Genomic DNA, 23,419 nt, shown 5'->3' with positions numbered 1-23,419 from the left:
CTAGCTATAGCGATTTCGTCCGGAAGACGATCTAGCAGTGCTAATGCAAGGGACCTCATGAATCAAACGCGGACTCTCGGAACGCCACGGTTGTTGGGCATCGTCTGGCCATTCATCGCCGTCGTGCTGTTTCAGGCCCTGCTGGGCGGTGTCAGCCTGTACGTTCTGTCGGCGGTGCGCGGCTACGTGGCGGGTGAAAGCCTGTGGTCCAAGGGCCAGAAAGATGCCATCTATTACCTCAATCTCTACGCCGACAGTCGCGACGAGAGCATTTTTCTTAAATACCAGAACGCCATTGCCGTGCCCCAAGGGGGTCACGAGTTGCGCGTGGCGCTGGACCATCAGCCGCCGAATATCGAGGCGGCACGAAGGGCGATCCTCAAGGGTGGCAATCACCCGGACGACGTCTCCAGCGTGATCTGGCTGTACCTCAATTTCCGGCACTTCACTTACCTCGAGAAAGCCATCGACCTCTGGACAGTGGGCGACGCGTACCTGGTGCGTCTTGATGATGTTGCACGGGAAATGCACCAGCTCATCACTGTCAGTCAGGCCTCCGAGAGCGATATCAAGCGCTGGAAGGATCAGATTTTCGCCATCAACGATGAAGTGACGCCGGCGGCGAAGGCCTTCAGCGATGCCTTGGGCGAAGGCTCGCGGGTGATTTTGCGTTTGCTGCTGGTGACGAACCTCGCCACCGCCCTGGGCTTGATTGTCCTGGCCCTGATGCGCACGCACAAACTGCTCAAGCAGCGCCATGCCTTCGCCGACGCGCTGCAGTTGGAGAAAGACCGGGCGCAAATCACCCTGCAATCGATTGGCGATGGCGTGATCACCACGGATGTCGAAGGCGCAATTTCCTACATGAACCCGGCCGCCGAGGCGTTGACGCACTGGAAGGCGGAACAGGCGACGGGGTTGCCGCTGGCGGCACTGTTCAATTTGCTGGACGAGAGCGCTCAGGCCGATGGCTTTACGCTGATCGAGCACATTTTGAGCGGACAGCTCAGCGGTGGCAGCGAACACTCCAAATTGATCCAGCGTCTGGATGGCAGCACGGTATCGGTTACCCTGGTCGGTGCGCCGATCCGCAACGCTGGCAAGGTCAGCGGCACAGTGCTGGTAATGCACGACATGACCCAGGAGCGGCAGTACATTGCGAATTTGTCCTGGCAGGCGACCCATGACGCCTTGACCGGGCTCGCCAATCGCCGCGAATTCGAATATCGCCTGGAACAGGCGCTGCACAACCTGGCGCGGCAGTCGGGGCGCCATGCGCTGATGTTCCTCGATCTGGATCAGTTCAAACTGGTTAACGATACCTGCGGCCATGCCGCGGGTGACGAGTTACTGCGCCATATCTGCGCCCTGTTGCAATCCGGTTTGCGCGAAGGCGATACCCTGGCTCGGCTGGGTGGCGACGAGTTTGGCATCCTGCTGCAGAACTGCGCCCCGGAAGCCGCTGAGAAAATCGCCGAGGGCTTGCGTCAGACCGTGCAAAACCTGCACTTCGTCTGGAAAGGCCGACCGTTCGTGACCACGGTGAGCATCGGGTTGGTTCACGTCGCTCAGAACCCGACCACCCTTGAAGTCTCGCTGCGCGCTGCCGACATGGCCTGCTACATGGCCAAGGAAAAGGGTCGCAATCGGGTTCAGGTCTATCACGCTGACGATTCGGAACTGTCCCTGCGCTTCGGCGAGATGGCTTGGGTGCAGCGCTTGCACATGGCGCTGGAAGACAACCGCTTCTGTCTGTACGCCCAGGAAATTGCACCGCTGGGCCATATCGAAAAGGGCGGCGGACATATCGAAATTCTGTTGCGCCTGCATGACGAAGCCGGGCGCATGATTCTGCCCGATAGTTTTATTCCGGCTGCCGAACGTTATGGACTGATGACGTCCCTTGACCGCTGGGTTGTGCAGAACGTATTCAAGATCATTGCCCAATGCATTGCCGAAAAGCACAAAGGGCCGTTAGCCATGTGTGCGATTAATCTGTCAGGCACAACTATCGGAGATGACGCATTTCTGGACTTCCTGCGTGAACAGTTTGTTACTTACTCCATACCGCCTGAAATGATTTGTTTTGAAATCACTGAAACCAGTGCAATTTCCAATCTTGGAAGTGCAGTTAGATTTATTAATGAACTCAAAGGTTTAGGTTGTCACTTCTCGTTGGATGACTTCTGCGCCGGAATGTCCTCATTCGCCTACTTGAAACATTTACCTGTAGACTTCCTGAAGATCGACGGGAGTTTCGTAAAGGATATGCTGGACGACCCGATTAACCGCGCCATGGTCGAAGTGATCAATCACATCGGTCATGTTATGGGTAAACGTACAATTGCCGAGTTTGTTGAAACACCCCAGATCGAGCAGGCATTGCTGGAGATCGGGGTGGATTACGCTCAAGGGTATGTTATTGAACGCCCGCATCCGTTTACCTGCGACAGTTTACAAAGTCGTCCTGCCAGGCCTCAGCCTTTGTTATTCAAGACGCCTGGCACGTTCCGTTGAAATCTCTTGGTGATCCTTATAATCACAATCAAAAGGAGCTCGACAGTGATCGACACATTCAACCGAACCGGACCCCTCATGGAAGCCGCAAGTTACCCCGCCTGGGCTCAGCGCCTGATCCAGGATTGCAGCGAGAGCAAACGCCGGGTTGTCGAACACGAACTGTATCAGCGTCTGCGTGACAACAAACTCAGCGCAAAGACCATGCGCCAGTACCTGATTGGTGGCTGGCCGGTAGTCGAACAGTTCGCGTTATATATGGCACAGAACCTGACCAAGACCCGCTTTGCCCGCCACCCGGGCGAAGACATGGCGCGTCGCTGGCTGATGCGCAACATTCGCGTCGAATTGAACCATGCCGATTACTGGGTGCACTGGAGCCGTGCTCACGGTGTCAGCCTGGAAGATCTGCAAGCGCAACAGGTTGCCCCTGAACTTCATGCTTTGAGCCATTGGTGTTGGCACACCAGTTCTTCGGATTCGCTGATCGTTGCCATTGCCGCCACCAACTACGCCATTGAAGGTGCGACCGGGGAGTGGTCGGCGCTGGTCTGTTCCAATGGCGTCTACGCGGCATCGTTCCCGGAGGAAGATCGCAAGCGGGCCATGAAGTGGTTGAAGATGCATGCCCAGTACGACGATGCCCATCCGTGGGAAGCACTGGAAATCATCTGCACGCTGGCGGGCATGAACCCAAGCAAATCCCTGCAAGTGGAATTGCGTCAGGCAGTTTGCAAAAGCTACGACTACATGTTCCTGTTCCTGGAGCGTTGCATGCAGCTTGAGCATGCGCAAAAGGTCCCGGTCGCGCGTGAGCGTAGGGCGCTGGCCGAAAGCTGATCCGTTATCACTGTATTGAAAAAGCCGCGCCCCCTGTCCGTATCGACAGGGGGGGGCTTTTTAGTGGCACCTGCAAATGACTAGGCGCTGACCTTCAGGCCAACCAGCCCGGCTATTATCAGCGCCACACTGGCCAGCCGGAACAGCGCCATGGATTCGCCAAACAGAATGATTCCGGCGATCACTGTCCCGACTGCACCCACACCCGTCCAGATCGCATAGGCCGTGCCCAGCGGCAATTCCTTCATGGCAAGACCCAGCAAGCCAAGGCTGATGGCCATGGCGGCCACGGTCAATGCGGTGGGGAGAGGGCGGCTGAAGCCATCGGTGTATTTCAGGCCGACGGCCCAGCCAACTTCGAACAGGCCGGCGAAAAAAAGAATGATCCAGGACATGAGAGACCTCCATCGATTGACGGGGTCGTCCCCAGATTAATGACTCGATCGAGCCGCGAGGTCGTCCTCGCGTTGCGCAATAGAGTGCCCATCATTAACCCAGGGATCAAGTTTTCGGATCAGTCGACAGCCTGCTGGGCATGTTTCCCGATCCACGACGGCGAAAATCAGTACCCAGTAAGTCCGCTATCGCGAGCAAGCTCTCTCCCACCGTAGAGATCACAAGGCTTTAGATCCCTTGCGGAGTCTCTTCGCCGCCCAGCGCTTCAACCAGCGCCGGCAGATAGTCGCCGAAGGTCAGCATCATCAGGGTGAAGCTGGCGTCCAGTTGGCCGAGGGCTTCTTCGCCACCGTCCTGTTCCGCCTGGTCTTGCAGCAGGTCTTCAAACTTCAGGCGCTTGACCACCATCTTGTCGTCAAGAACGAAAGACAGCTTGTCTTGCCAGGCCAGCGACAGCTGAGTGACGACTTTGCCGGTGCTCAGGTGCAACTGGATTTCTTCGCTGGTCAGGTCCTGACGCTTGCAACGCACGATGCCGCCGTCTTCGTGGGTATCACGCAGCTCGCACTCGTCCAGCACGAAGAAATCGTCCGCGGCTTTCTGGGTGGTGACCCATTCAGTCATGGTCGCGGTAGGGGACATCTTCACGGTTAGCGGACGTACCGGCAGCGAGCCGATCACTTCACGCAGGGTGGACAGCAGGTCTTCGGCACGTTTCGGGCTGGCCGAGTTGACCAGGATCAGGCCCTGTTTCGGCGCGATGGCAGCGAAAGTTGACGAACGACGAATAAAGGCGCGCGGCAGGAAGGCCTGGATGATTTCATCCTTGATCTGATCGCGTTCCTTTTTGTAGACCTTGCGCATTTGTTCGGCTTCGATCTCTTCGACCTTTTCCTTCACCGCGTCACGCACGACGCTGCCCGGCAGAATGCGCTCTTCTTTACGCGCGGCGATCAGCAGGAAGTCGCCGCTGATGTGCACCAGCGGAGCATCTTCGCCCTTGCCAAATGGCGCGACGAAACCGTAGGTGGTCAACTCCTGGCTTGCACAGGGACGCGCCAGTTTGGTGGCCAGTGCAGTTTCCAACGCCTCGGCATCAAAAGGCAGATCTTGGGTCAGGCGATAGATAAGCAGGTTTTTGAACCACATGGGGCGAGTCTCTCCTTTATACAAAGGGGGGCATTATTCTCTTCGCGGCGCCATAGGCCAACCCTTCTCTAAGCCTTTGGAAGGCCTGAAAAATTATTTTAAAAAGTGCTTGCCAGAGGTGAAGTCGCTCCGTAGAATGCGCGCCACACCGAAAGTGAAGGGTGATTAGCTCAGCTGGGAGAGCGTCTGCCTTACAAGCAGAATGTCGGCGGTTCGATCCCGTCATCACCCACCATTCGCTTTTAGTGTTACGCGCAGCGGTAGTTCAGTCGGTTAGAATACCGGCCTGTCACGCCGGGGGTCGCGGGTTCGAGTCCCGTCCGCTGCGCCATATTCGGTAACCTGGAACGCTGAACGCCAGGTCACCACGGAAAAGCCCGCTAACGCGGGTTTTTTTCTGTCCGTAGTTCCTGCAGGGTGCATCGTTTACGGGTTTTCAGAATTTTTTGATAAATTTATCAATTAAATCAACATGTTATGAAAAACTGTGACACAATGCGCCTCGCAACGAAGGTAAAGGGTGATTAGCTCAGCTGGGAGAGCGTCTGCCTTACAAGCAGAATGTCGGCGGTTCGATCCCGTCATCACCCACCACTACTTTCAATGTTACGCGCAGCGGTAGTTCAGTCGGTTAGAATACCGGCCTGTCACGCCGGGGGTCGCGGGTTCGAGTCCCGTCCGCTGCGCCATATTCGGTAACCTGGAACGCTGAACGCCAGGTCACTACAAAAAGCCCGCTTAATGCGGGCTTTTTGCTGTCTGGGGTTTGGCTTCTTCCGGGGCTCCACTGAGAAAGCGACCTTCGGGTCGCTTTTCTCGTTCTGCCTTCTTATTGTTCGGCGTTGCGACTGTGGCGGTAATCGCTAACGGCTTCATACACGGCTTTGCGCAATCGGTTGATGCCGCCAATGGGGCGATGAGCCTCAAGGCTAAACCAAGGGTTGAACGACTGGTTGTCGCATTGCACGTTCAGCGCAGGTGTATCGAAGTCCTGGGCGGGTACTTTGATCCGCGCCACGGTCTCGAACAGAGCATCACTTTCTTGCCACTCTATGCTCGTGTCTTCGATCGGCATGTACTTGGCCGGGTCCTGGCGTTGTATCTGCAGGACGAAACAGGCCGGCATCCGGTCGGCCGACAGTTGCTGGTTCAGCGCATTGCGCAGGAAGTTCGGTAACTTCTGGTTTTGCGCGGGTAGGGTGTAGGTCGGGCAGCTTGCCGGATCGGGCATGACGCGGAACTTGGCATTGGATTCGCCGAATTTGTAGGGCGAAACTGAAAAGTAAGTCGTCTGGGTCGGACTTTCCGGGGCGGGTGACAGTGTCGCCAGCGCGATAAACAGGTGGCGAACCTGCCAGGTCCGCGGGTCCCAACCCGGGAAGAACGCCATCAGCTTCTTGCCGTCAGCCTGTGCGGCTACATTCTGACGGTACTCGGCGACATCGCTGACGAAGAAGTTCGGATGACTGAACATCACAAAGTCCTGTTCACCGCGACGCTGTTGGTCGTCCAGCAGTTGCTTGCCCGGCACATCGAGCAACTTGATCGCCATGCCCCGAGCATCGCGGATGCTGTCGAACTGCGGGTAAGCATTACCGTTGGATAAGCGCATCGTCGCCTGCCAGGTTTTGCCGGGTTCGCTGAACACACCCTGACGCAAGTCACCCGCCAACTCCGGCAGCACCTGAACCTCGGCCTTCACGCAGCCATGAGCCTTGGCATGAGCATCGCGCAGGTAGCGAGTGCTTTCACGGTGCTGGTCGACGATGCGCACGGCCGTCTGGATGATGTCCTGGGTCATTGCCGCTTCGCCGGCCGGGATCAGCTCTTCAGCCGACACCGGGCCGCTGTGCTGCCAGGCGAACCACGCCGTGGACAGCGCCCAGCCAAACAATCCAAGACCCAGCAACCAAAGCAGGGTCTTGCCGAGAAAGGCGCCAAGGCGCAACCAGAGAATGCTCATGGCAATTGTGACTCCAATGGTCCGCCCAACACTTTCAGATATTCCAGCAACGCCCAGCGCTCCTGGGGTTGCAGCAAGCGGCCGATAACGCCGTTGCCCCGCTTGCCTGCGCGGAACTCGTGACCGCTGTTGTGATTGCCGGTGATGCGGGTGTCGAACACGAAGCCGTTGGTAAAGGCTTCGGTGCGATAACCCAAATGCCTCGGGTCGTACTCGAAAGTGCCTTTGTAGAAGGTGGTTGCGCGTTCATCCTGGGGCGAGAGCAGTTGATAGATGCTTGGCACCGAACCGTTGTGCAGAAACGGCGGGGTCGCCCACACACCCGCCAGCGGCCGGGCCTTGTAGGCACGTAACTCGCGCACGCCAATCGGCAGGCCGAAGCCATCCATCTCCGGTCGCTCGGCTGGGGTAATGTTGGCCTCGCGATACGCGCGATTTTCGACAAATGCGGTGACGTAGGCCAGACCTTTGGCCACTGAAAGCTTGCTCAGGTCCAGTGGTTCGGTGGGCTTTGGTTGGACGTCCAGTTGCGCCAGCTCTGCCGGGTCCCACTGCAAGGCGGTCAGATCGAAACGGTGGTCGGCAATATTGTTGGCGGCCCCCGGGTCTGTGCCAATGACCTCGACCGGGAGCATTTTCAGGTGCTGCACGGATCGCCCGTCGCTTTGCGTCACGCGCGGTACATGGCAGCCTGCGCAGTTTTCTGTAAACAACGCGCGCCCTTTGGCGGCCAAGGGTTTGTCGACCGCGCCCAGCAATTCTTCCGGCCAGGCTGGCGGCTTGAGTCGCTGCAGGGTTTCTTCGATCAGGTGTAAATCGCGCACCCGGACGCTGGATGGATAACGGTTGTCGCCCTTGAGTGGCTGCCCATTGCTGTCGAAGAAGTTCAGCGTGGCGCCAACGCCCAACGCCTCGCCGATGTTGCGGGCCATCGGCTGCTGCGCCGAACCGTTCCACTGCACCCAGTCGAAGGTCCACATGTCCCATAACTGCGGATAGTCGACCGGAGCGTTGGCCACCCGATAGTTGGCGGGGGAGATTGCATCGCCGAAACTGGCGTTGGCAATGCGCCCGAAAGCGTCGGTGCGGCCGGGGCCTTCTGCGGTCGGGTAGAGCCCGCGATGGGTGTCGTTCCAGGCCACCTTCAAGAAGGTGTCGAGAGATATTTTGAAGTCTTTGCGCAGCTGTTGATGCTGGGCATCGTAGTCCTGGTCCAGCACGTTGCGTGCGAAACGTTCGAATTTCCACGGGTTGTAGTAAGTCGACGTCAGGCTGGCCACCAGCGCTTGCCCGAAACTGCCGCCGCGCAACGTAGGAACGCTGGATGGCAGAACGTGCTGCGCCGAACCGCCATCGATACGCACGGCCTGGTCGTTAAAACGCAGTTCGCCGGTGTGGCAGGCAGCGCAGGTGATGTCCAGAAACTCGTCCTGGCTTCCAGGGTTCTGATGACGGGCAAAACCCACGGGCAGATTGCCGGGGTTGTTCGGCGTGGGCTTCTGGCCGGGATCGATCAGGAAACCGAAGCGGGCGAGGTATTCGGGAGCGGCGAATCTCTGTTGTGAAAACGGCAGTTCGAGCGCTTTGAACCAGTCATAGCGCAAGCCTTTGACCTGGGTGCCCTGCGGAGTGAAATAGTAGGTCTGGCGGTCCGCGGCGCTCCATTGCTCCAGGTAATGCAGTTGTTGCGCGGGTGACCAGGTCGGCAGTTTCGGGTTGGCAACGTAGTACAGCACCACGGCGAGGCCCAGCCCGAGCAGCACTGCGAGCACAACCAGCAAACGGAAGAAGAGGCGCAAGTTAAACATCCTTGTCGGTTTATAACTCCCTTATGCCTCAACACCAGAGGTGCGGCAAGTGGCCATTACGCCAGATGCTGTGGTATCCGATTCCTGTTTCTATGAGCGCAAGATGACAGAGGCTTCATCATCCCATTCCCGAAATGCGTTAATACACCTGAACTTATCAGAAGTATCCTGCTCTCATGCCGGTAGCCATTGGTCGTGGCCGCCTGATAAGCTCGCGGCTTTATTCGATTGCCCTTTAGGCGCATGAACAAGGAAATAGCATGAAACAGCATCGGTTGGCGGCGGCGGTGGCCCTGGTTAGCCTGGTACTTGCGGGTTGTGATTCGCAGACCAGCGTAGAGCTGAAAACCCCGGCGCAAAAAGCTTCCTACGGGATTGGCCTGAACATGGGCAAGAGCCTGGCTCAGGAAGGCATGGATGACCTGGACTCCAAGGCCGTAGCACAAGGCATCGAAGATGCCGTCGGCAAGAAAGAACAGAAGCTGAAGGATGACGAACTGGTCGAAGCCTTCGCAGCACTGCAAAAGCGTGCTGAAGAGCGTATGGCCAAAATGAGCGAAGAGTCGGCAGCCGCCGGCAAGAAATTCCTCGAAGACAACGCCAAGAAAGCCGGTGTAACCACCACCGCTTCGGGCTTGCAGTATGAAGTGGTGAAGAAAGCTGAGGGCGCACAGCCTAAGCCGACCGACGTAGTGACTGTTCACTACTCCGGCACCCTGACCAACGGCACCGTGTTTGACAGCTCCGTCGAGCGTGGTAGCCCGATCGACCTGCCGGTCAGCGGTGTGATTCCGGGTTGGGTCGAAGGCCTGCAACTGATGCACGTTGGCGAGAAGTACAAACTGTACATCCCTAGCGAACTGGCTTACGGCGCCCAAAGCCCAAGCCCGGCGATTCCAGCCAACTCGGTGCTGGTATTCGACCTGGAATTGCTGGCGATCAAGGATCCAGCAAAACAAGACGCTACTGCCAAGTAACCGGCGTCTGCTCAAAAAACAACGCCTCGCTTATGCGGGGCGTTGTTGCATCTGGCGTTCAGCGAAGGTAAACAAAGCGAACGGATGCTGTAGGCTGGAGTCATAGCCATTGAGGACGCTTGTGCTATCCGCGCCAGAGCGCCAAGTCAATGAAATCTTGGGTTTTTTTATGTGAGTAAAAAACGCCCGATCTGAGTTAAGCCCTTATGAAACGGGGCTTTCAGCCGTGAAAAGCAGCTCTGTTCACAAGGTTATCCACAATTTGTGTGGATAACATTTCAGTGGGAGGAATGATGAAAACGCCTTGGAATTTCGCTCGTTTCCTGCCTCTGGCCGGTCGGCTGCTCGCGCGTGGACGTTTGCCGACGCTCCTGTTCGCGGTGGCCAGCAAGGGTGCCAGCCAAGGCAACCGGCTGGGCAAACTGAAAGACGATCTGCGCTTGTTGCAGGCACTCTGCCTGGCTTACTGGCGCGGCGAGTACCGGGCCATTAGCCCGAAGGCGTTGATCTCGGTCGTGGCAGGCCTGATGTACTTCCTCAGCCCGCTGGATGCCATTCCGGACTTCATTCCAGTGTTCGGCATGCTCGATGACATCGCGGTGCTGGCCTGGTTGATGAAAGTCCTCGACGATGAACTCAACGCCTTCCGCGCCTGGCGCAATCGTCAGCTGCCGGAGAAGCTCGCAGTGGTTGAGCGCCTGCCCGATACCCCGGAACAACTGCAGCTTCAAGCGCCGAAAAAAAACTGAGTTGATTCAGTCTCATCCACAGATTGATGCCCCCCGCGACCTTGGCCGCTGTTAGGATTACACTTCTAGGGAAAAGTGCCGACTCGCTAAGTGTTGTTGTCCTACGGGGTAGTCATGGATATTCAGATAATTACACGCGAAGGCGAGCCCGAATATGCGGTTCTGCCGTGGGCTCAGTATCAGGCTCTACTGAAAGCAGCAGGCATCAACGAACAACCGCCGCAGGTCGCCCCAGAGCGTCACGCGGCAACACCAGACCAGATTCTTCCGGGTCTGGATCAACTACGCAGTTTGCGCGAAGGGAAGGGCATCGCCATCGAGGCGCTGGCCCGCACGGTAGGCATCAGCCCGTCTTATCTGGCCTTGATCGAAAGTGGCGAGCGTCAACCCGACGCTGCGATTCGCCGCAGCCTGGCCTGGGAATTGACGGTGCCAGGATGGAGGGATGAATCGTGAGCGTACGCATCAGTCGTCAACATTGGGACGGGTTGCTGGGTGAACTGGATCAGGCGCGCCGTCAGCGCCATCTGCTGACATACCGGGCGTTGCTCGAACGTTTGCAACTGCCCACGCCGGCCATGCAAACCCTGACCGCCGCCCTTGAGCATCTGGCCGCGCTGGACGCCAAGGCCGAGCAGCCTTTGCGCAGCTCGCTGGTGATCAGCCAGGGTGCCAGCCGCTTGCCGCGCACCGGTTTCTTTGAATGTGTCGAACGTCTGGGGCGTTTCTCCGGGCCGTCCGACGGCGTCGCTGCCGCCTCGTGGCACGCCTCGGAAGTGGTGCGCGTGTTCGAATACGAGTACCCGGAATCGGCGGAGGCCTGAGTGTTTTTAAAGCTCAAGGCGCGGGCCGGTTACTGGCTGGCCCGCCGATTGTTTCACTGGTCGTGGTTCGTGCGACAGCCGCGCGGCTGGAGTTGGCTCGAAGGCCAGTTCGCCCGTATGGCCAATCTGGGTGACGTTGGCGCGCAAAGCTTCTATGGCCACATCCTGACCTTTCGCGGCGTTGGCATTGGGGCTCGTGAGGAAGGCGTTCGATTGCTGCGCCTGGCGGCGTTGGCGGGGGATGGCAAAGCGGCGTATCAGGTGGGCGTGATCAGTTTGGCGGGGACGCCGAGCAAGGCACCGGATCCGATTGACGCGGCTCGCTGGTGGGGCATGGCGGCGAAGGCCGGGCATCCGTTGGCGGAGATCAAGCTTAAAGAGTTGGCGTCTCGCGGATCTTCGCAATAACCCTCATCGTTGTCTGCTAAACAAACGTGGCGTGAGGGAGACCTCCCGCCACGTTTGCGTTTCTGCCTGCTTGTCATTCGGTGATCGTCAATTAGGGATTTGCCCTACATCCATATCCTACTTCCCTGACTTCATTCTTGATTGATCCCCCGCAAAGTCTCGCGCGCTCCATTTTCTGCGCGAGGGATTGCTCATGTTTGACCCGGTTTTTCACTCCACTTCATGCCGTTCGGTGCGCTGATGGAGCACATCGCCCGCATCGAGCAGGAGCTCGACGGTTTTGCGGACACCCTGTCCCTCTACCGCGAACAACTCAAGCGTTGGTTTAACCAAGCGGCGGATAAGGCCAGCCGTGTCGCTGATTTGCCGTCGCTGATGGGCATGGAACGGCTCATAAAGCTTGGTAATACCACCACTGCGGTGAGCAGTGGCGATGAGGACTTTTTCTCGAGCGTTGCGCAGTGCCCTGCCAATCGGATTCTGCAGATCGAGAGCAAGTTTGAATCGGTCTATGACATTCCGTTGGGGAATATTCAGGTCGATGTGATTGCTGTTGAGGGTGGCGAGAGTACGTCTGTCACGCTCGATGAAAACGGTAAGGGGCAGTTCGAAGGCACTCCCGGCAAGTTCTATCGCGTTCATGTCCAGAATGAAGTAACCCCGACTCAAATCGATGATCTTTTCTCCTCTTACGACGGCCTGACCAAAGAGCTGGACGGCTGGCTGCGCAAAGAGTGGGAAGGGTTTAAACCGCAGTGGTCCCAGTCGACTTTTGCTGCGACGGGTAACGGAATGCTCGCAGGGAGCTGGGCGGCGATCGTGGGCGTGTGGGACAGCTTCAGCCTGCTCTCGGACATTCTTCAGAATCCGCGCAAGTTCGTTGAGCGTTTGGGGAGTGGTGCCGACCAACTGGCCGAGTTGGCAGAAGAATTTCCGGCAACGATGGCAAAAAATCCAGCTGCTGGCTAGCAATGAAGCGGCGCTGTGTTTGCTGTTACGCACCGCCAGCCTCTGGTTGGACATGCTGCCGCCCGGCGAGATCGCCGGCAAAACCGCCGAGGCTGTGTCGACGGTAGTAGTGCAGTTGCTCATCGACATTCTGATCGGGGTTGTCCTGACTTTCGCCGGTGCAGGTGCGGGCATTGCCTATCTGGGTATGCGTCTTGCCAATTATGGCAACCGGATCGTCAACGCCGTACTGGGCCTCGTCAAAGCGATCTTCACGATCATCAACAGCTTCATGGCCTACGTCGACCGCTACAAAACGGTCGCCGCGCGCGGTGTGGCTGCGGGGCTGAAACAAGGTCGCATACAACTACGCTGGAATGGCCGCAAGAACACCACGCTGAAAAAAGACGAACACCACGACGACTCTCCAAAGCAGGCAACAAACCCCAACGGCGACAGTGCCGATTCCGCGGATAAAACCGCCACCAACAAATGCCCGGTGTCGATGGTCACCGGCGAAGAACTGCTGACCCTCATCGACGGTGCGCTGGATGGCATCCTGCCGTTCGATTTCACCCGGCTCTATCGCACCAGTGCGGCCGAGATCGATATCGGCCTCGGTTTCGGCTGGAGTCACAGCCTTGCCCATCGACTGGAAATCGACGGCGACCACGTCATCTGGATCGACCACGAAAGCCGTCGCACCACTTTCCCGCTACCCAACCGCGAACGCCCGGCGATCCACAACAGCCTGTCGCGCGCGGCGATTTATCTCGGCGATCAACCCGAAGAACTGATCCTCGCCCAAGCGGGTGACGACACGCGGTTCTATCACTTTCAAAACGGCCGACTGACAACCATCAGCGACGCTTACGACAACCGCCTGCGCATCACCCGCGACCGTCAGGACCGGATCAAACGCCTCGACAACGGCGCCGGCCGCGCCTTGCTGTTGCGCTATGACCGCAGCCATCTAGCCGCCGTCGACTATCAGGTTTTTATCCCGGCGCAGACTCTCGATGAGGCCTGGAAAACTGAGCTAACGCTGGTCAGTTATCGCTACGACGAACGCTCACAACTCATCGAAGCGACCAACGCCGCCGGTGAAAGCGAGCGTTACGACTACGACGATCAGCACGTCATCCTGCAGCGACAACTGGCCGGTGGGGCAAGTTTCTTCTGGGCGTGGGAAAGGTCCGGCAAGGCGGCCCGATGCATCCACCACTGGGCGTCGTTTTCGCAGATGGACGCGCGGTATGTCTGGGATGACCAGGGCAGTGTCACCGTTCAGAACGTCGACGGCAGCGAAGAGGTTTACGTCCACGACGACCGCGCGCGGCTGGTGCGCAAGGTCGAACTGGATGGCGGCGAACACCTCAAGGCCTACGACGACCAAGGGCGGTTGATTGCCGAGCAGGATCCGCTGGGTGCCGTCACTGAATACCATTACGACGAATTCGGATGGCTGGTCGCGCTGATTCCGCCGGAAGACGAACCGACGGCCTACGAGTACCGCAACGGTTTCCTGCACGCACGGTATCGCGGCAAAGCGGTATGGACCTATCAGCGCAATGCTCAGGGCGCTATCACCGAAGCGACCGATCCCGACGGGCATGTCAGCCACTATCACTACGACGACAAAGGCCAGCTGCTGTCGATCCGTTACCCGGACAACAGCCGGCATCTGTTCGTCTGGAGCGCCTTAGGGCAACTGCTCGAAGAAACCTTGCCGGACGGTGGCCAGCGGCGGTTTTCCTACGATGCGATGGGGCGGCAGATTACCCGTCAGGACGAACACGGCGCCGTCACCCAGTACCAATGGGATGCCGTTGGCCGACTGATCCAGACGACGCTGCCCACAGGCGCCAGCCGCGCCTTCAGCTACAACGCCTACGGCGGAATCACCGCCGAACGCGATGAACTGGGCCGCGTCACGCGTTACGAATACGTCGATGACCTGCACCTGGTCAGCCGCCGGATCAACCCTGACGGAACGCAACTGCGTTATCGCTACGACAACGCCCAGCTGTTGCTCACGGAAATCGAAAACGAATCCGGCGAAAAATATCAGCTGGACTACACGGCCAACGGCCTGATCCGACAGGAAACCGGCTTCGACGGCCAGCGCACGGCGTATGCCTACGACCTCAACGGCCATCTGCTGGAGAAAACCGAGTTCGGTGATGACGACTCGCAGCTGGTGACTGCTTATCAGCGGGATTCGGCCGGGCGCCTACTGCTTAAAACCCTGCCCGACGGCATCAAGGTTGAATACCGCTACGACAGCCTCGGTCGCCTGATCAGCGTCGACGACGGCCACGATCATCCGCTGGAATTCGAGTACGACCAGCAGGACCGCCTGATCACCGAACATCAGGGCTGGGGCACCCTGCGCTATGGCTACGACGCCTGCGGTCAGCTCAATCGCCTGCGCCTGCCGGACGGCAGCAAACTCGATTACCACCACGCCAAGGGTGGCGCGCTGACGGCCATCGACCTCAACGGCGCGCGCCTCACGACCCACCAATTCGCCTTCGGCCGCGAACAGCAACGCCAGCAGGGGCAACTGCTCAGCGAATATGCCTACGACGATCAGGGCCGATTGAAGGCCCACGCTGTCAGTCAACAGCACCAAGCGCTGTATCGCCGCGACTATGCCTACGGCGCCAACGGAAGTCTCGACAGCATCGCCGACACCCGCCACGGCCAGCGCAGCTATCAGTACGATCCACTCAACCGCCTGACCCGCGTTCGCCACACCCGCGACGACCCAGCGGAAACCTTCGCCCACGACCCGGCCGGCAACCTGCTGATGCAGGACCGCCCCGGTGCCGCGACCGTCAAAGGCAACCGCCTGCTGATGCAAGGTGACCGCCACTACGACTACGACGCCTTCGGCAACCTGATCCGCGAACGCCGTGGCACCGCGCAAAAACTCGTCACCGAATACCGTTACGACGGCCAACACCGCTTGGTCGGCGTCACCACTCCGGATGGCCGCAGCGCCAGCTACCGCTACGACGCCTTCGGCCGTCGCATCAGCAAAACCGTCGACGGCAACACCACCGAGTTCTTCTGGCAAGGCGACCACCTCGTCGCCGAAAGCAGCCGCGAGCACTATCGCAGCTACCTCTACGAACCGGGCAGCTTCCTCCCACTGGCCATGCTCGACGGCAAAGGCCCACGCAAGGCCTGTCCGTTCTACTACCAACTCGATCACCTCGGCACGCCGCAGGAACTGACCGATTTTGGTGGCGAGATTGTCTGGTCGGCGAAGTACAACGCCTACGGCAAGGTCACGCGCCTGGCGTTGGGTGGGGGCGAGCAGCTCGAGCAGCCGTTACGGTTTCAGGGTCAGTACTTTGATGCCGAAAGCGGTCTGCACTACAACCGGCATCGGTACTATGATCCGCAGGTGGGTCGGTACCTGACGCCGGATCCGATCAAGTTAACGGGTGGGCTGAACCAGTATCAGTACACGCCGAATCCGACGGGGTGGGTTGATCCGTTGGGGTTGAGCGGGAGTTGTCCGCCGCCGAATAAGCCAGGGTGTCAGGCGCCGGATGAAGTTGCCAGCGCCACGGTCGCACAAGGTGAGCCAAAGGTCCCACAGCCGAAATCACGCCCTCAGGATTTTGGTAGCGAAGAAAAGCTTGTTGGGCATTATGAAAAACATGGCGCAGAATTTAAGGCTATGAGCAGGGAGGAGTATTTGCTAATAGCTCGTGATGTTATGAATAAAGGTACTCGTGTGGAGTACCAATATAAAGGCGAGATTCGCGCGGGATATTTGCAGTTAATGGGAAATAATCGAAGAGGGGAGACTAAATTCGCGTTTGTGGGCACAAACAATAAGCAGGAAATAACGACTTTGCATACGAAGAGTGGAAAGGAATTTTGGAGAACTATAAATGGTGATTCTCACGACAAAGTATTGAGGCCCACGAATGACTAATAAGTATGCTGCGGTTTTACTGGCAGTAGATCAAATCGTCGAAGAAGAGATTTTATTGCTCGTTAACGGTGTAAAAGTTAAATGCTTTGCGAGCCACTGTCCTGAAAAAATCGAAGTGGGAGAATCCTACGAAGTGGAATTCGAAATCGTCCTTCCTGATGACGATTTTATTGTCGCTATAGAAAAAACAACTGGCACGCCGATTGAAATGACGGGCGACGGGTTCTCATGCACCCTGTACGGGTATCTGGATGGAAGTATTTTCCGATCCTTCGTTGACTTTACGGATCAGGAAATCCACTACGACTTTCCAGAACTCAATGAAAAATTCGTAAAACTCAAGGTGGAGCGAATTGATGTGGTGTTCTAATTGAGGTGCGAAATTTCCGGGCAAGGTCGTCGGAAGTTTCCTTCAAGTTGTAGTGGTTTCCATGAACTGGCGCGGTATGCGTTCAATCGATAGCCTTTGCTGGTCATTGAAATTCAGTGATGGGGTGTAGGAACCCGGTATTAGCATCGGTAACGCATTAGCGTTCGAAACCTGATTTGCGGCCGTCAATGTGCGTCCGTAAGATCTGTTGCGGCGGCTGTGCGCGGGCACGCTTCGGCGTGGTCGAGTTTCCGATGCTCGGTATTCCTACCCCGCGTATAGCTGCCACTCAAGCCTGTAGGAAGGCTTTTGGCAGCTCCTATTTTCATCGGAAGGTTTCAAATGCCAACACTTCACCCCGATCCACCCTACGAAAAACCAATCCCCCACCCCGAAAACCGTTTCATGGCGTTGACCAGTAACTGCAACGACATGCCCACCCTGTTCGTTGATACCCGCGCACCGCTCGATGTCTTGGCCGACGCGGCCAGCTACCGAATCCGCGCTTGATGATCGTTCCCACGCTCTGCGTGGGAATGCAGCCCGTGACGCTCTGCGTCACATCAGTGTCAGGCTGGACACCAGCGGTGGGGCTGGAACGCGGAGCGTCCCTGGAGGCATTCCCAGAGCGTGGGAACGATCAGATCACCGATGCCCGGCAACCAACGCTTCCTCAGCTTCTGGCATCGCCAGACTATCAATCACATGCACGCTATACCCCGGCACATTTTTCGCGTGGTGCTTGGCTTGCGAGGCCATCTCCGCCAATTGACTTGCATCGAGTTGTCCACAGGCCTGTGGATGTAAATGCACCACGCCGATTGACAGTGACAACAACGCAAACTCCTGACGTACACCCTGACGGTTTGGGGCGATGAAGCAGCCAGCTTCCAGGTGTTCGCTGCGATAAAAACGTCGGCACTGGCTCTGGAAGTCGTCCAGCAACTGGTTCAAACGTTTGCGCCAGTCTTCCGGGCCGAGTACCAGCAGGAAGTCATCGCCGCCGATATGCCCGACGAAGTCGCGGGAAGGGTCGACGCGATCATTCAGGCATTGCGCCAGGCACAGTAGGACTTCGTCCCCACGGCCGTAGCCGTAGAAGTCGTTGAAGGGTTTGAAACTGTCGATGTCCACGTAGCAGATCACCGATTCCCGTTGCTGTTGCAGCAGCCGTGTCAGGCATTGCTGGATCGGCACGTTTCCCGGCAGCAGGGTCAGCGGGTTGGCGTAGCGGGCTTGCTGGATTTTCAGTTCGGTAATCAGTTTGAGCACATCGATAACCCGGCCCAACCCCAGATAACCGCCATTGAGGGTGATGATGAAGTCTTCTTCGATGCGCTGCCGCGCGCGGCTGGTGATCAGGCGACTCACTTGTTGCAACGACTGGCTCATCTCAACGGCGAGAAAGTCGTCGCTCATTAAGCGGCTGATCGGTTTGCGGGCGAACAGGTCGGTGGCAAAGGGTTTGAGCAGTGCGTCGGAGAGCGAATGCCGATGGACGATGCCGCAGGGCTGGCCTTGCTCGTCGAGCACCGCCAGTGAGTTCAGGTTGGCTTGGCGGCGGAAGGCTTCCAGCACCGTGGCGGTCGGGGTGTCGCGGGCCACGGCCGGTTGATCGTTGAGCAGTGCGCTGAGGTCGCTGCCTTCGTCATTCAGCGCCACGGCGGAGCTGTCATGTTTTGGCATCATCGCTCGGGCATCCCGAGGCGGTTGCTCTTGAGGCCGACAGAGCAAATAACCCTGAACCAGGTCGACGCCCATCTCGGTCAACACCGCGAGTTCTTCCGACAGCTCGATGCCTTCGGCGATCACTTGCGCCCGCGACGCCTTGGCGATTTGCAGGATAGAGCCAACGAATTCGCGCTTGAGGGCGTCCTGGTGAATGCCATCGATGAAGTGTCGATCAATCTTCACGTAGTCCGGACGCAATTCGGACCAGAGCCGCAAGCTCGAATAGCCTGCACCCAGATCATCCAGAGCAATGGAAAACCCCATCGCTCGATAGTGATGCAGCGCGGTTTGCAGCAGCTCGAAATCGTCGGTCGGGGTCTGTTCAGTCAGTTCGATCACCACCTGACTCGGCGGTATGCCGAAATCCTGCAGCAGTTGCAGGGTGCGACCGGGTTGGTGAGCGGCTTCGAGCAAGGATTCCGGGGAAACGTTGAGGAAAAGTTTGCCGGGAAGTTGTTGTTCGTTGAAGCGGCGGCAAGCGCTTTGACGGCAAGCGATCTCCAGTTCGCTCAGGCGGCCAGCCTGCCGGGCGACGGCAAACAGTGCGATGGGGGAGTGCAACGGGCTGTTGGAGGGGCCGCGACTGAGTGCTTCGTAACCGAGAATGCGTCGCTCAGAGAGGCAAATGATCGGCTGGAACAGGCTGTGCAAACCGCTTTGAGCCAGTATGGAACTCAAGGCACTCAGCTGTTCGGTAGTGGTCATGGCGATCTCTGGCGATAAAAAAAGGACTGGGAGCACACTCTTGGTTAAAGAGGGCTCCCAGTTCTGTATTTCACGACAGAATGATGACTGTTTGATGACGCTCCGGGGAGCGCCAGCATTAAATTGCCATCATCTTGCTAGTAACAACTTAGTGCTTGGCTACCGCGGTGTTGAGTTTCAGGTAGTCCAACAGAATCCGCCCGGTCTCGCTCAGATAAGCATCGTCTTCTGGTTTTGTCTTGTCTGGCTCGGCCGCGATCGCGTCTTCGTCTTCTTTCTTCAGCTCTTTGAGCGGTTCTTCACCCTTGGCCTTGCGACGGATATTTTCCATGCCAAGTTGCTTGGCTTCGATATCGGCGTGTTGTGCACGACGATCAGCTTCATTGAGGCTGACGGTTTTTTCTCCCATCAGTTTCTGCGCCAAGGCCAGCTTGTCGCGAATGAACACGAACTCCGCGTCTTTGGCCGAGCGTACCTCGTGCTCGGATTTAAGCTGCGAGATGTACGGCTTGAACGGGTCGACCGCAGGCTTGATGGCCGCACGGATGGTGTCCCACGGCATGGCTTCAGGCAGTGCGCTTTCGCCGATTTCCTTGGTGTCGATGATCGATGGGTAATTGATGTCCGGCAGTACGCCCTGATGCTGGGTGCTCTGGCCGGAAACCCGGTAGAACTTGGCCAGGGTCAGTTTCAGTTCGCCATGGTTCAGCGGCTGAATGGTCTGCACGGTGCCTTTACCGAAGGTCTGGCCGCCAATGATCAATGCACGGTGGTAGTCCTGCATGGCGCCGGCAAAAATCTCCGAAGCCGAGGCGGACAAGCGGTTGACCAGCAACGCCATCGGGCCTTTGTAGAACGCACCCGGGTTTTCATCTTCCAGCACATCGACCCGACCATCGGCATTACGCACGAGAACGGTCGGACCTTTGTCGATGAACAGACTGGTCAGCTCGGTGGCTTCCTGCAGGGAACCACCGCCGTTGTTGCGCAGGTCGATGACTACGCCGTCAACTTTGTCTTTTTGCAACTCGGTCAGCAGTTTCTTGACGTCGCGAGTGGTGCTCTTGTAGTCCGGATCGCCAGCACGGAAGGCCTTGAAATCCAGGTAGAAGGCCGGGATCTCGATGACGCCGAGCTTGTAGTCCTTGCCGTCTTGTTTCAGGTTGAGGACCGACTTCTTCACAGCCTGGTCTTCAAGCTTCACTGCTTCGCGGGTGATCGGGACGATCTTGGTGGTCTGGTCGTTCGGCGCGTTGCTGGCCGGGATCACTTCCAGGCGCACCACGGTGCCTTTCGGCCCACGGATCAGCTTGACCACTTCGTCCAGACGCCAGCCGACCACATCGACCATTTCTTTGTTGCCTTGGGCAACGCCGATGATCTTGTCAGCCGGTGCGACTTGCTTGGTCTTGTCGGCCGGGCCTGCCGGCACCAGACGCACGACTTTCACCTGGTCGTTGTCGCTCTGCAATACGGCGCCGATGCCCTCGAGGGACAGGCTCATGTTGATGTCGAAGTTCTCCGCGTTATCCGGCGACAGATAGTTGGTGTGCGGGTCGTAGGACATGGCGAAGGTATTGATGTACGCCTGGAAGATGTCTTCCGGACGGGTCTGGTCCAGGCGCGACAATTGATTCTTGTAACGCTTGGTCAGGGTTTCCTGAATCTGCTTGGGCTCTTTGCCAGCAATCCTCATCCGCAGCACTTCGTCCTTGACGCGTTTGCGCCACAGGTCGTCGAGTTCTGCTGTGGACTTGAGCCAAGGGGCGTCCTTGCGATCGATCAGCAAGGTTTCCTTGGTCGTGAAGTCGATCTTGTCGACGCCTTTGTTCAGCTCGGCAAGGGCGAAGTCCAGACGCGCTTTGACGCGGTCCAGGTAGCGCTTGTAGATGGTGAACCCGGCGTTCAGGTCGCCGCTTTTGAGGAAGTCGTCAAACTGGGTTTTCCATTTGTCGAATTCGGCAATGTCGCTGGCCATGAAGTAGCTGCGCGACGGATCCAGCAGCTTGAGGTAGCTGTCATAGATGATCACCGAGCGCGCGTCATCGAGCGGCGGTTTGCTGTAGTGATGGCGCTTTAGCAACTCGACGACATTCAGGCTGGCGATCACTTCGTCACGATCAGGCTGAAGCTTGTCCCAGCTATTGGCTGCAAACGAATTGGTCGACATCGGCAACAGGCCGATACCAATGAATAGAGCTAGGGCGGTGCTGGGGAAAAAATGCTTCATGCTGATTCGACGCGGGGACAATTGATCACGCATATTAGGCCGTCTTTGAAGTCGCCGGTTCCACAAAGGGCCGGTCAAAAAATGCAAGAAAGCCCGGCGCTACAGCTACGGGCTCAGTCCAGACTCACTATGGAGGCACTGTGAAAGCATTGCAAGGCGTTGAAGGTCAAGTGGAGTGGGTGGAAGAACCCAGTCCTACTTGCGATGTAGGACAAGTTCGGATTCGAGTGGCGGCTGCGGGTCTCAATCGCGCCGATTTGTTACAGAAGGCGGGTCTTTATCCGCCACCGCCGGGAGCCAGTCAGGTACTGGGTCTTGAGTGTTCGGGGGTGATCAGCGAGGTGGGGCCGGGCTCGTCCTGGCAGGTCGGGGACCGAGTCTGCGCCTTGCTGGCCGGGGGCGGGATGGCCGAGGAGGTAGTTGTCGACGGACGGCATGCGTTGCCGGTTCCCGAAGGTTTGTCTCTGGCTGAGGCAGCAGCGTTGCCGGAAGTGTATGCGACCGTTTGGCTGAATTTGTTTCAATTGGCTGCGCTCAAGCCGGGTGAGAAAGTTCTCCTGCACGCCGGAGCAAGTGGAATCGGTTCAGCTGCCATTCAGCTGTGCAAGGCGTTTGGTAACCCGTGCTGGGTCAGCGTCGGTTCCGCCGAGCGTTTGGCTTACTGCGAAGCGCTGGGCGCACAAGGCGGGGTAGTGCGCACCGGGGATCTGGACAGCTTGGGCGATCTGGGGCCGTTCGATGTGATCCTTGATCCGGTCGGCGGTAACTACGCGACGTTGAATCTGAAACTGCTGGCCCGCGACGGCCGTTGGGTGTTGATCGGCCTGATGGGCGGACGTGAGGCGAAGCTGGATCTGGCGCAGGTGCTCGCCAAACGCGTGCAATTGCTGGGTTCGACCTTGCGCAGTCGCGACGATCAGTTCAAGGCGGATTTGTTCAGTGATCTGAGCCAGCATGTCTGGCCGCTGATTGCCGAAGGGCGATTGAGTCCGCAACTGGCCAAGACTTTCCCGATCAAGGATGCTGAAGCGGCATTTGCTGAGTTGGCGACTAACAAGGTGGCGGGGAAGTTAGTCTTGGTGATCGACCCAAGCCTGATCTGAACCTTGTGGGAGCGTGGCTTGCCCGCGATTCGCAAGCCACGCTCCCACAGGTTCTCCATCATTTCCAGAGATGGATCGGCCAGCCTGCTTTTTCGGCGTGCTCCAGCAACACTGGATCCGGGTTGACTACGTGTGGGAAATCCACTTTCAGCAGCAGCGGCAAATCGTTGCGTGAATCCGAATAGAAACTCGCGCCCTCAAGGTTTTCCTCTTCAGCATCCAGCCATTCCAGCAAGCGCGTAATCTTTCCTTCGCGGTAGGTCAGCGTGCCGACGGTGTGGCCGCTATAAACGCCGTGCGCGACTTCCAGCTCGATGCCGAGAATCTCGTCAATGCCCAAGCGATCGGCAATCGGCCTCACCAAGTGCGTGCCCGACGCCGAAATCACCAGGATCCGGTCGCCGGCCTTACGATGGGCCGCAATGGCTTTGGTGGCGCCACTGAAAATGATCGGCTCGATGAAGTCTTCCACCCAAGGGCCGACCAAATGGTCGACCTCTTCCGGCGTACGCCCGATCATCGGTTCCAGGCTGAAGGTCATGTAGTCCTCCATCCGCAGCTTGCCGTGGCTGTAGGCGTCCATCAGCTCGTTGTTCTGACGCATGAACGACTCGGGATCGACCCAACCCAAGCGGCCCATTTGCTCGCTCCAAAGGGTGGCGCAGTCACCGTGGATCAGGGTTTCATCCAAATCAAAAATTGCCAGGGCCATCAGTGCGGTTCTCTCTTCAACATCAGCAAAGGCA

General features: G+C 57.9%; 19 protein-coding genes and 4 tRNA genes. 16 read left to right on the top strand and 7 right to left on the bottom strand.

Annotated features, from left to right (window positions below; genetic code table 11):
• Window positions 1-57 precede the first annotated feature (57 nt).
• Window positions 58-2,517, top strand: a complete 2,460-nt coding sequence (locus ACYZT7_RS23780) for an EAL domain-containing protein (RefSeq protein WP_462038454.1) — start codon at window positions 58-60, stop codon at window positions 2,515-2,517.
• A gap of 78 nt (window positions 2,518-2,595) precedes the next feature.
• Window positions 2,596-3,357: a TenA family transcriptional regulator gene (locus ACYZT7_RS23775; RefSeq protein ID WP_462038453.1), complete on the top strand. Its 762-nt coding sequence runs from the start codon at window positions 2,596-2,598 to the stop codon at window positions 3,355-3,357.
• 80 nt (window positions 3,358-3,437) lie between these two features.
• Here the strand turns inward: ACYZT7_RS23775 and sugE are convergent, their stop codons facing one another.
• Window positions 3,438-3,752, bottom strand: a complete 315-nt coding sequence (sugE, locus tag ACYZT7_RS23770) for a quaternary ammonium compound efflux SMR transporter SugE (RefSeq protein WP_027922462.1) — start codon at window positions 3,750-3,752, stop codon at window positions 3,438-3,440.
• A 229-nt stretch (window positions 3,753-3,981) separates the two neighbouring features.
• Window positions 3,982-4,902 carry a recombination-associated protein RdgC gene (gene rdgC, locus ACYZT7_RS23765; RefSeq protein WP_282380997.1) on the bottom strand — a complete coding sequence of 307 codons (921 nt, stop codon included), beginning with the start codon at window positions 4,900-4,902 and terminating at the stop codon, window positions 3,982-3,984.
• 159 nt (window positions 4,903-5,061) lie between these two features.
• Between rdgC and ACYZT7_RS23760 the strand changes: the two genes are divergently transcribed.
• From ACYZT7_RS23760 to ACYZT7_RS23745, 4 genes are all read left to right on the top strand, one after another.
• Window positions 5,062-5,137: transfer RNA gene (locus tag ACYZT7_RS23760), tRNA-Val, on the top strand.
• Window positions 5,138-5,156: 19 nt separating this feature from the next.
• Window positions 5,157-5,233 (top strand) — tRNA-Asp (locus tag ACYZT7_RS23755).
• Window positions 5,234-5,420: 187 nt separating this feature from the next.
• A tRNA-Val gene (locus ACYZT7_RS23750) sits at window positions 5,421-5,496 on the top strand.
• 18 nt (window positions 5,497-5,514) lie between these two features.
• Window positions 5,515-5,591: transfer RNA gene (locus tag ACYZT7_RS23745), tRNA-Asp, on the top strand.
• 140 nt (window positions 5,592-5,731) lie between these two features.
• Here ACYZT7_RS23745 and ACYZT7_RS23740 read toward each other — a convergent pair.
• Window positions 5,732-6,865 (bottom strand): catalase family protein, encoded by a 1,134-nt coding sequence (locus ACYZT7_RS23740; protein ID WP_462038452.1) that lies wholly within the window; start codon window positions 6,863-6,865, stop codon window positions 5,732-5,734.
• A complete protein-coding gene (locus tag ACYZT7_RS23735; RefSeq protein ID WP_462038451.1) occupies window positions 6,862-8,664 on the bottom strand; it encodes a di-heme-cytochrome C peroxidase in 1,803 nt (600 codons plus the stop codon). Before ACYZT7_RS23735 ends, ACYZT7_RS23740 begins: the two co-directional genes overlap by 4 nt.
• A 269-nt stretch (window positions 8,665-8,933) precedes the next feature.
• On the opposite strand from ACYZT7_RS23735, the gene ACYZT7_RS23730 reads away from it, so the two are divergent.
• The 9 genes from ACYZT7_RS23730 (at window position 8,934) to ACYZT7_RS23690 (ending at window position 17,414) form a co-directional block, all read left to right on the top strand.
• Complete coding sequence (locus ACYZT7_RS23730) at window positions 8,934-9,650, top strand: FKBP-type peptidyl-prolyl cis-trans isomerase (RefSeq protein ID WP_449644112.1); 717 nt, start codon at window positions 8,934-8,936, stop codon at window positions 9,648-9,650.
• Window positions 9,651-9,943: 293 nt separating this feature from the next.
• Entirely contained in the window at window positions 9,944-10,399 is a 456-nt protein-coding gene (locus tag ACYZT7_RS23725) for a YkvA family protein (protein ID WP_449644113.1), read from the top strand.
• Between the two features lie 114 nt (window positions 10,400-10,513).
• On the top strand, window positions 10,514-10,855 hold the full coding sequence (locus ACYZT7_RS23720) for a helix-turn-helix domain-containing protein (RefSeq protein ID WP_282381005.1): 342 nt from the start codon (window positions 10,514-10,516) through the stop codon (window positions 10,853-10,855).
• Window positions 10,852-11,223 (top strand): hypothetical protein, encoded by a 372-nt coding sequence (locus ACYZT7_RS23715; RefSeq protein WP_003223109.1) that lies wholly within the window; start codon window positions 10,852-10,854, stop codon window positions 11,221-11,223. The genes ACYZT7_RS23720 and ACYZT7_RS23715 overlap by 4 nt, the downstream gene beginning before the upstream one ends.
• A complete protein-coding gene (locus tag ACYZT7_RS23710; protein WP_462038450.1) occupies window positions 11,224-11,631 on the top strand; it encodes an SEL1-like repeat protein in 408 nt (135 codons plus the stop codon).
• 240 nt (window positions 11,632-11,871) lie between these two features.
• Window positions 11,872-12,600 (top strand): hypothetical protein, encoded by a 729-nt coding sequence (locus ACYZT7_RS23705; RefSeq protein WP_462038449.1) that lies wholly within the window; start codon window positions 11,872-11,874, stop codon window positions 12,598-12,600.
• 19 nt (window positions 12,601-12,619) lie between these two features.
• Complete coding sequence (locus tag ACYZT7_RS23700; protein ID WP_462038448.1) at window positions 12,620-16,534, top strand: RHS repeat-associated core domain-containing protein; 3,915 nt, start codon at window positions 12,620-12,622, stop codon at window positions 16,532-16,534.
• A complete protein-coding gene (locus ACYZT7_RS23695) occupies window positions 16,527-16,904 on the top strand; it encodes a hypothetical protein (protein ID WP_462038447.1) in 378 nt (125 codons plus the stop codon). The genes ACYZT7_RS23700 and ACYZT7_RS23695 overlap by 8 nt, the downstream gene beginning before the upstream one ends.
• A 342-nt stretch (window positions 16,905-17,246) precedes the next feature.
• A complete protein-coding gene (locus ACYZT7_RS23690) occupies window positions 17,247-17,414 on the top strand; it encodes a hypothetical protein (RefSeq protein ID WP_462041896.1) in 168 nt (55 codons plus the stop codon).
• A 135-nt stretch (window positions 17,415-17,549) separates the two neighbouring features.
• Here the strand turns inward: ACYZT7_RS23690 and ACYZT7_RS23685 are convergent, their stop codons facing one another.
• Both ACYZT7_RS23685 and ACYZT7_RS23680 read right to left on the bottom strand, forming a co-directional pair.
• Window positions 17,550-19,340, bottom strand: a complete 1,791-nt coding sequence (locus ACYZT7_RS23685; protein ID WP_462038446.1) for a bifunctional diguanylate cyclase/phosphodiesterase — start codon at window positions 19,338-19,340, stop codon at window positions 17,550-17,552.
• Window positions 19,341-19,488: 148 nt separating this feature from the next.
• Window positions 19,489-21,570, bottom strand: a complete 2,082-nt coding sequence (locus ACYZT7_RS23680; RefSeq protein WP_462038445.1) for a carboxy terminal-processing peptidase — start codon at window positions 21,568-21,570, stop codon at window positions 19,489-19,491.
• A 140-nt stretch (window positions 21,571-21,710) separates the two neighbouring features.
• On the opposite strand from ACYZT7_RS23680, the gene ACYZT7_RS23675 reads away from it, so the two are divergent.
• Window positions 21,711-22,673 (top strand): zinc-binding dehydrogenase, encoded by a 963-nt coding sequence (locus ACYZT7_RS23675; RefSeq protein WP_462038444.1) that lies wholly within the window; start codon window positions 21,711-21,713, stop codon window positions 22,671-22,673.
• Between the two features lie 58 nt (window positions 22,674-22,731).
• On the opposite strand, the gene ACYZT7_RS23670 is transcribed toward ACYZT7_RS23675, so the two are convergent.
• Window positions 22,732-23,385, bottom strand: coding sequence for an HAD family hydrolase (locus ACYZT7_RS23670; protein ID WP_462038443.1), 654 nt, complete (start codon window positions 23,383-23,385; stop codon window positions 22,732-22,734).
• Window positions 23,386-23,419: the final 34 nt, after the last annotated feature.

The sequence above is a fragment of the Pseudomonas sp. RT4P38 genome, from assembly GCF_054897765.1.
The sequence above is the reverse complement of the archived record's forward strand: the minus strand, read 5'-3'. Positions and strand labels throughout refer to the sequence as shown.

What these genes read in the sequence shown, in the direction of transcription:
- ACYZT7_RS23780 (WP_462038454.1), top strand. Translation starts at nt 58, where the DNA reads ATGAATCAAACGCGGACTCTCGGAACGCCACGGTTGTTGGGCATCGTC.
- ACYZT7_RS23775 (WP_462038453.1), top strand. Translation starts at nt 2,596, where the DNA reads ATGGAAGCCGCAAGTTACCCCGCCTGGGCTCAGCGCCTGATCCAGGAT.
- sugE (WP_027922462.1), bottom strand. Translation starts at nt 3,752, where the DNA reads ATGTCCTGGATCATTCTTTTTTTCGCCGGCCTGTTCGAAGTTGGCTGG.
- rdgC (WP_282380997.1), bottom strand. Translation starts at nt 4,902, where the DNA reads ATGTGGTTCAAAAACCTGCTTATCTATCGCCTGACCCAAGATCTGCCT.
- ACYZT7_RS23740 (WP_462038452.1), bottom strand. Translation starts at nt 6,865, where the DNA reads ATGAGCATTCTCTGGTTGCGCCTTGGCGCCTTTCTCGGCAAGACCCTG.
- ACYZT7_RS23730 (WP_449644112.1), top strand. Translation starts at nt 8,934, where the DNA reads ATGAAACAGCATCGGTTGGCGGCGGCGGTGGCCCTGGTTAGCCTGGTA.
- ACYZT7_RS23725 (WP_449644113.1), top strand. Translation starts at nt 9,944, where the DNA reads ATGAAAACGCCTTGGAATTTCGCTCGTTTCCTGCCTCTGGCCGGTCGG.
- ACYZT7_RS23720 (WP_282381005.1), top strand. Translation starts at nt 10,514, where the DNA reads ATGGATATTCAGATAATTACACGCGAAGGCGAGCCCGAATATGCGGTT.
- ACYZT7_RS23705 (WP_462038449.1), top strand. Translation starts at nt 11,872, where the DNA reads ATGGAGCACATCGCCCGCATCGAGCAGGAGCTCGACGGTTTTGCGGAC.
- ACYZT7_RS23695 (WP_462038447.1), top strand. Translation starts at nt 16,527, where the DNA reads ATGACTAATAAGTATGCTGCGGTTTTACTGGCAGTAGATCAAATCGTC.
- ACYZT7_RS23690 (WP_462041896.1), top strand. Translation starts at nt 17,247, where the DNA reads ATGCCAACACTTCACCCCGATCCACCCTACGAAAAACCAATCCCCCAC.
- ACYZT7_RS23685 (WP_462038446.1), bottom strand. Translation starts at nt 19,340, where the DNA reads ATGACCACTACCGAACAGCTGAGTGCCTTGAGTTCCATACTGGCTCAA.
- ACYZT7_RS23680 (WP_462038445.1), bottom strand. Translation starts at nt 21,570, where the DNA reads ATGAAGCATTTTTTCCCCAGCACCGCCCTAGCTCTATTCATTGGTATC.
- ACYZT7_RS23670 (WP_462038443.1), bottom strand. Translation starts at nt 23,385, where the DNA reads ATGGCCCTGGCAATTTTTGATTTGGATGAAACCCTGATCCACGGTGAC.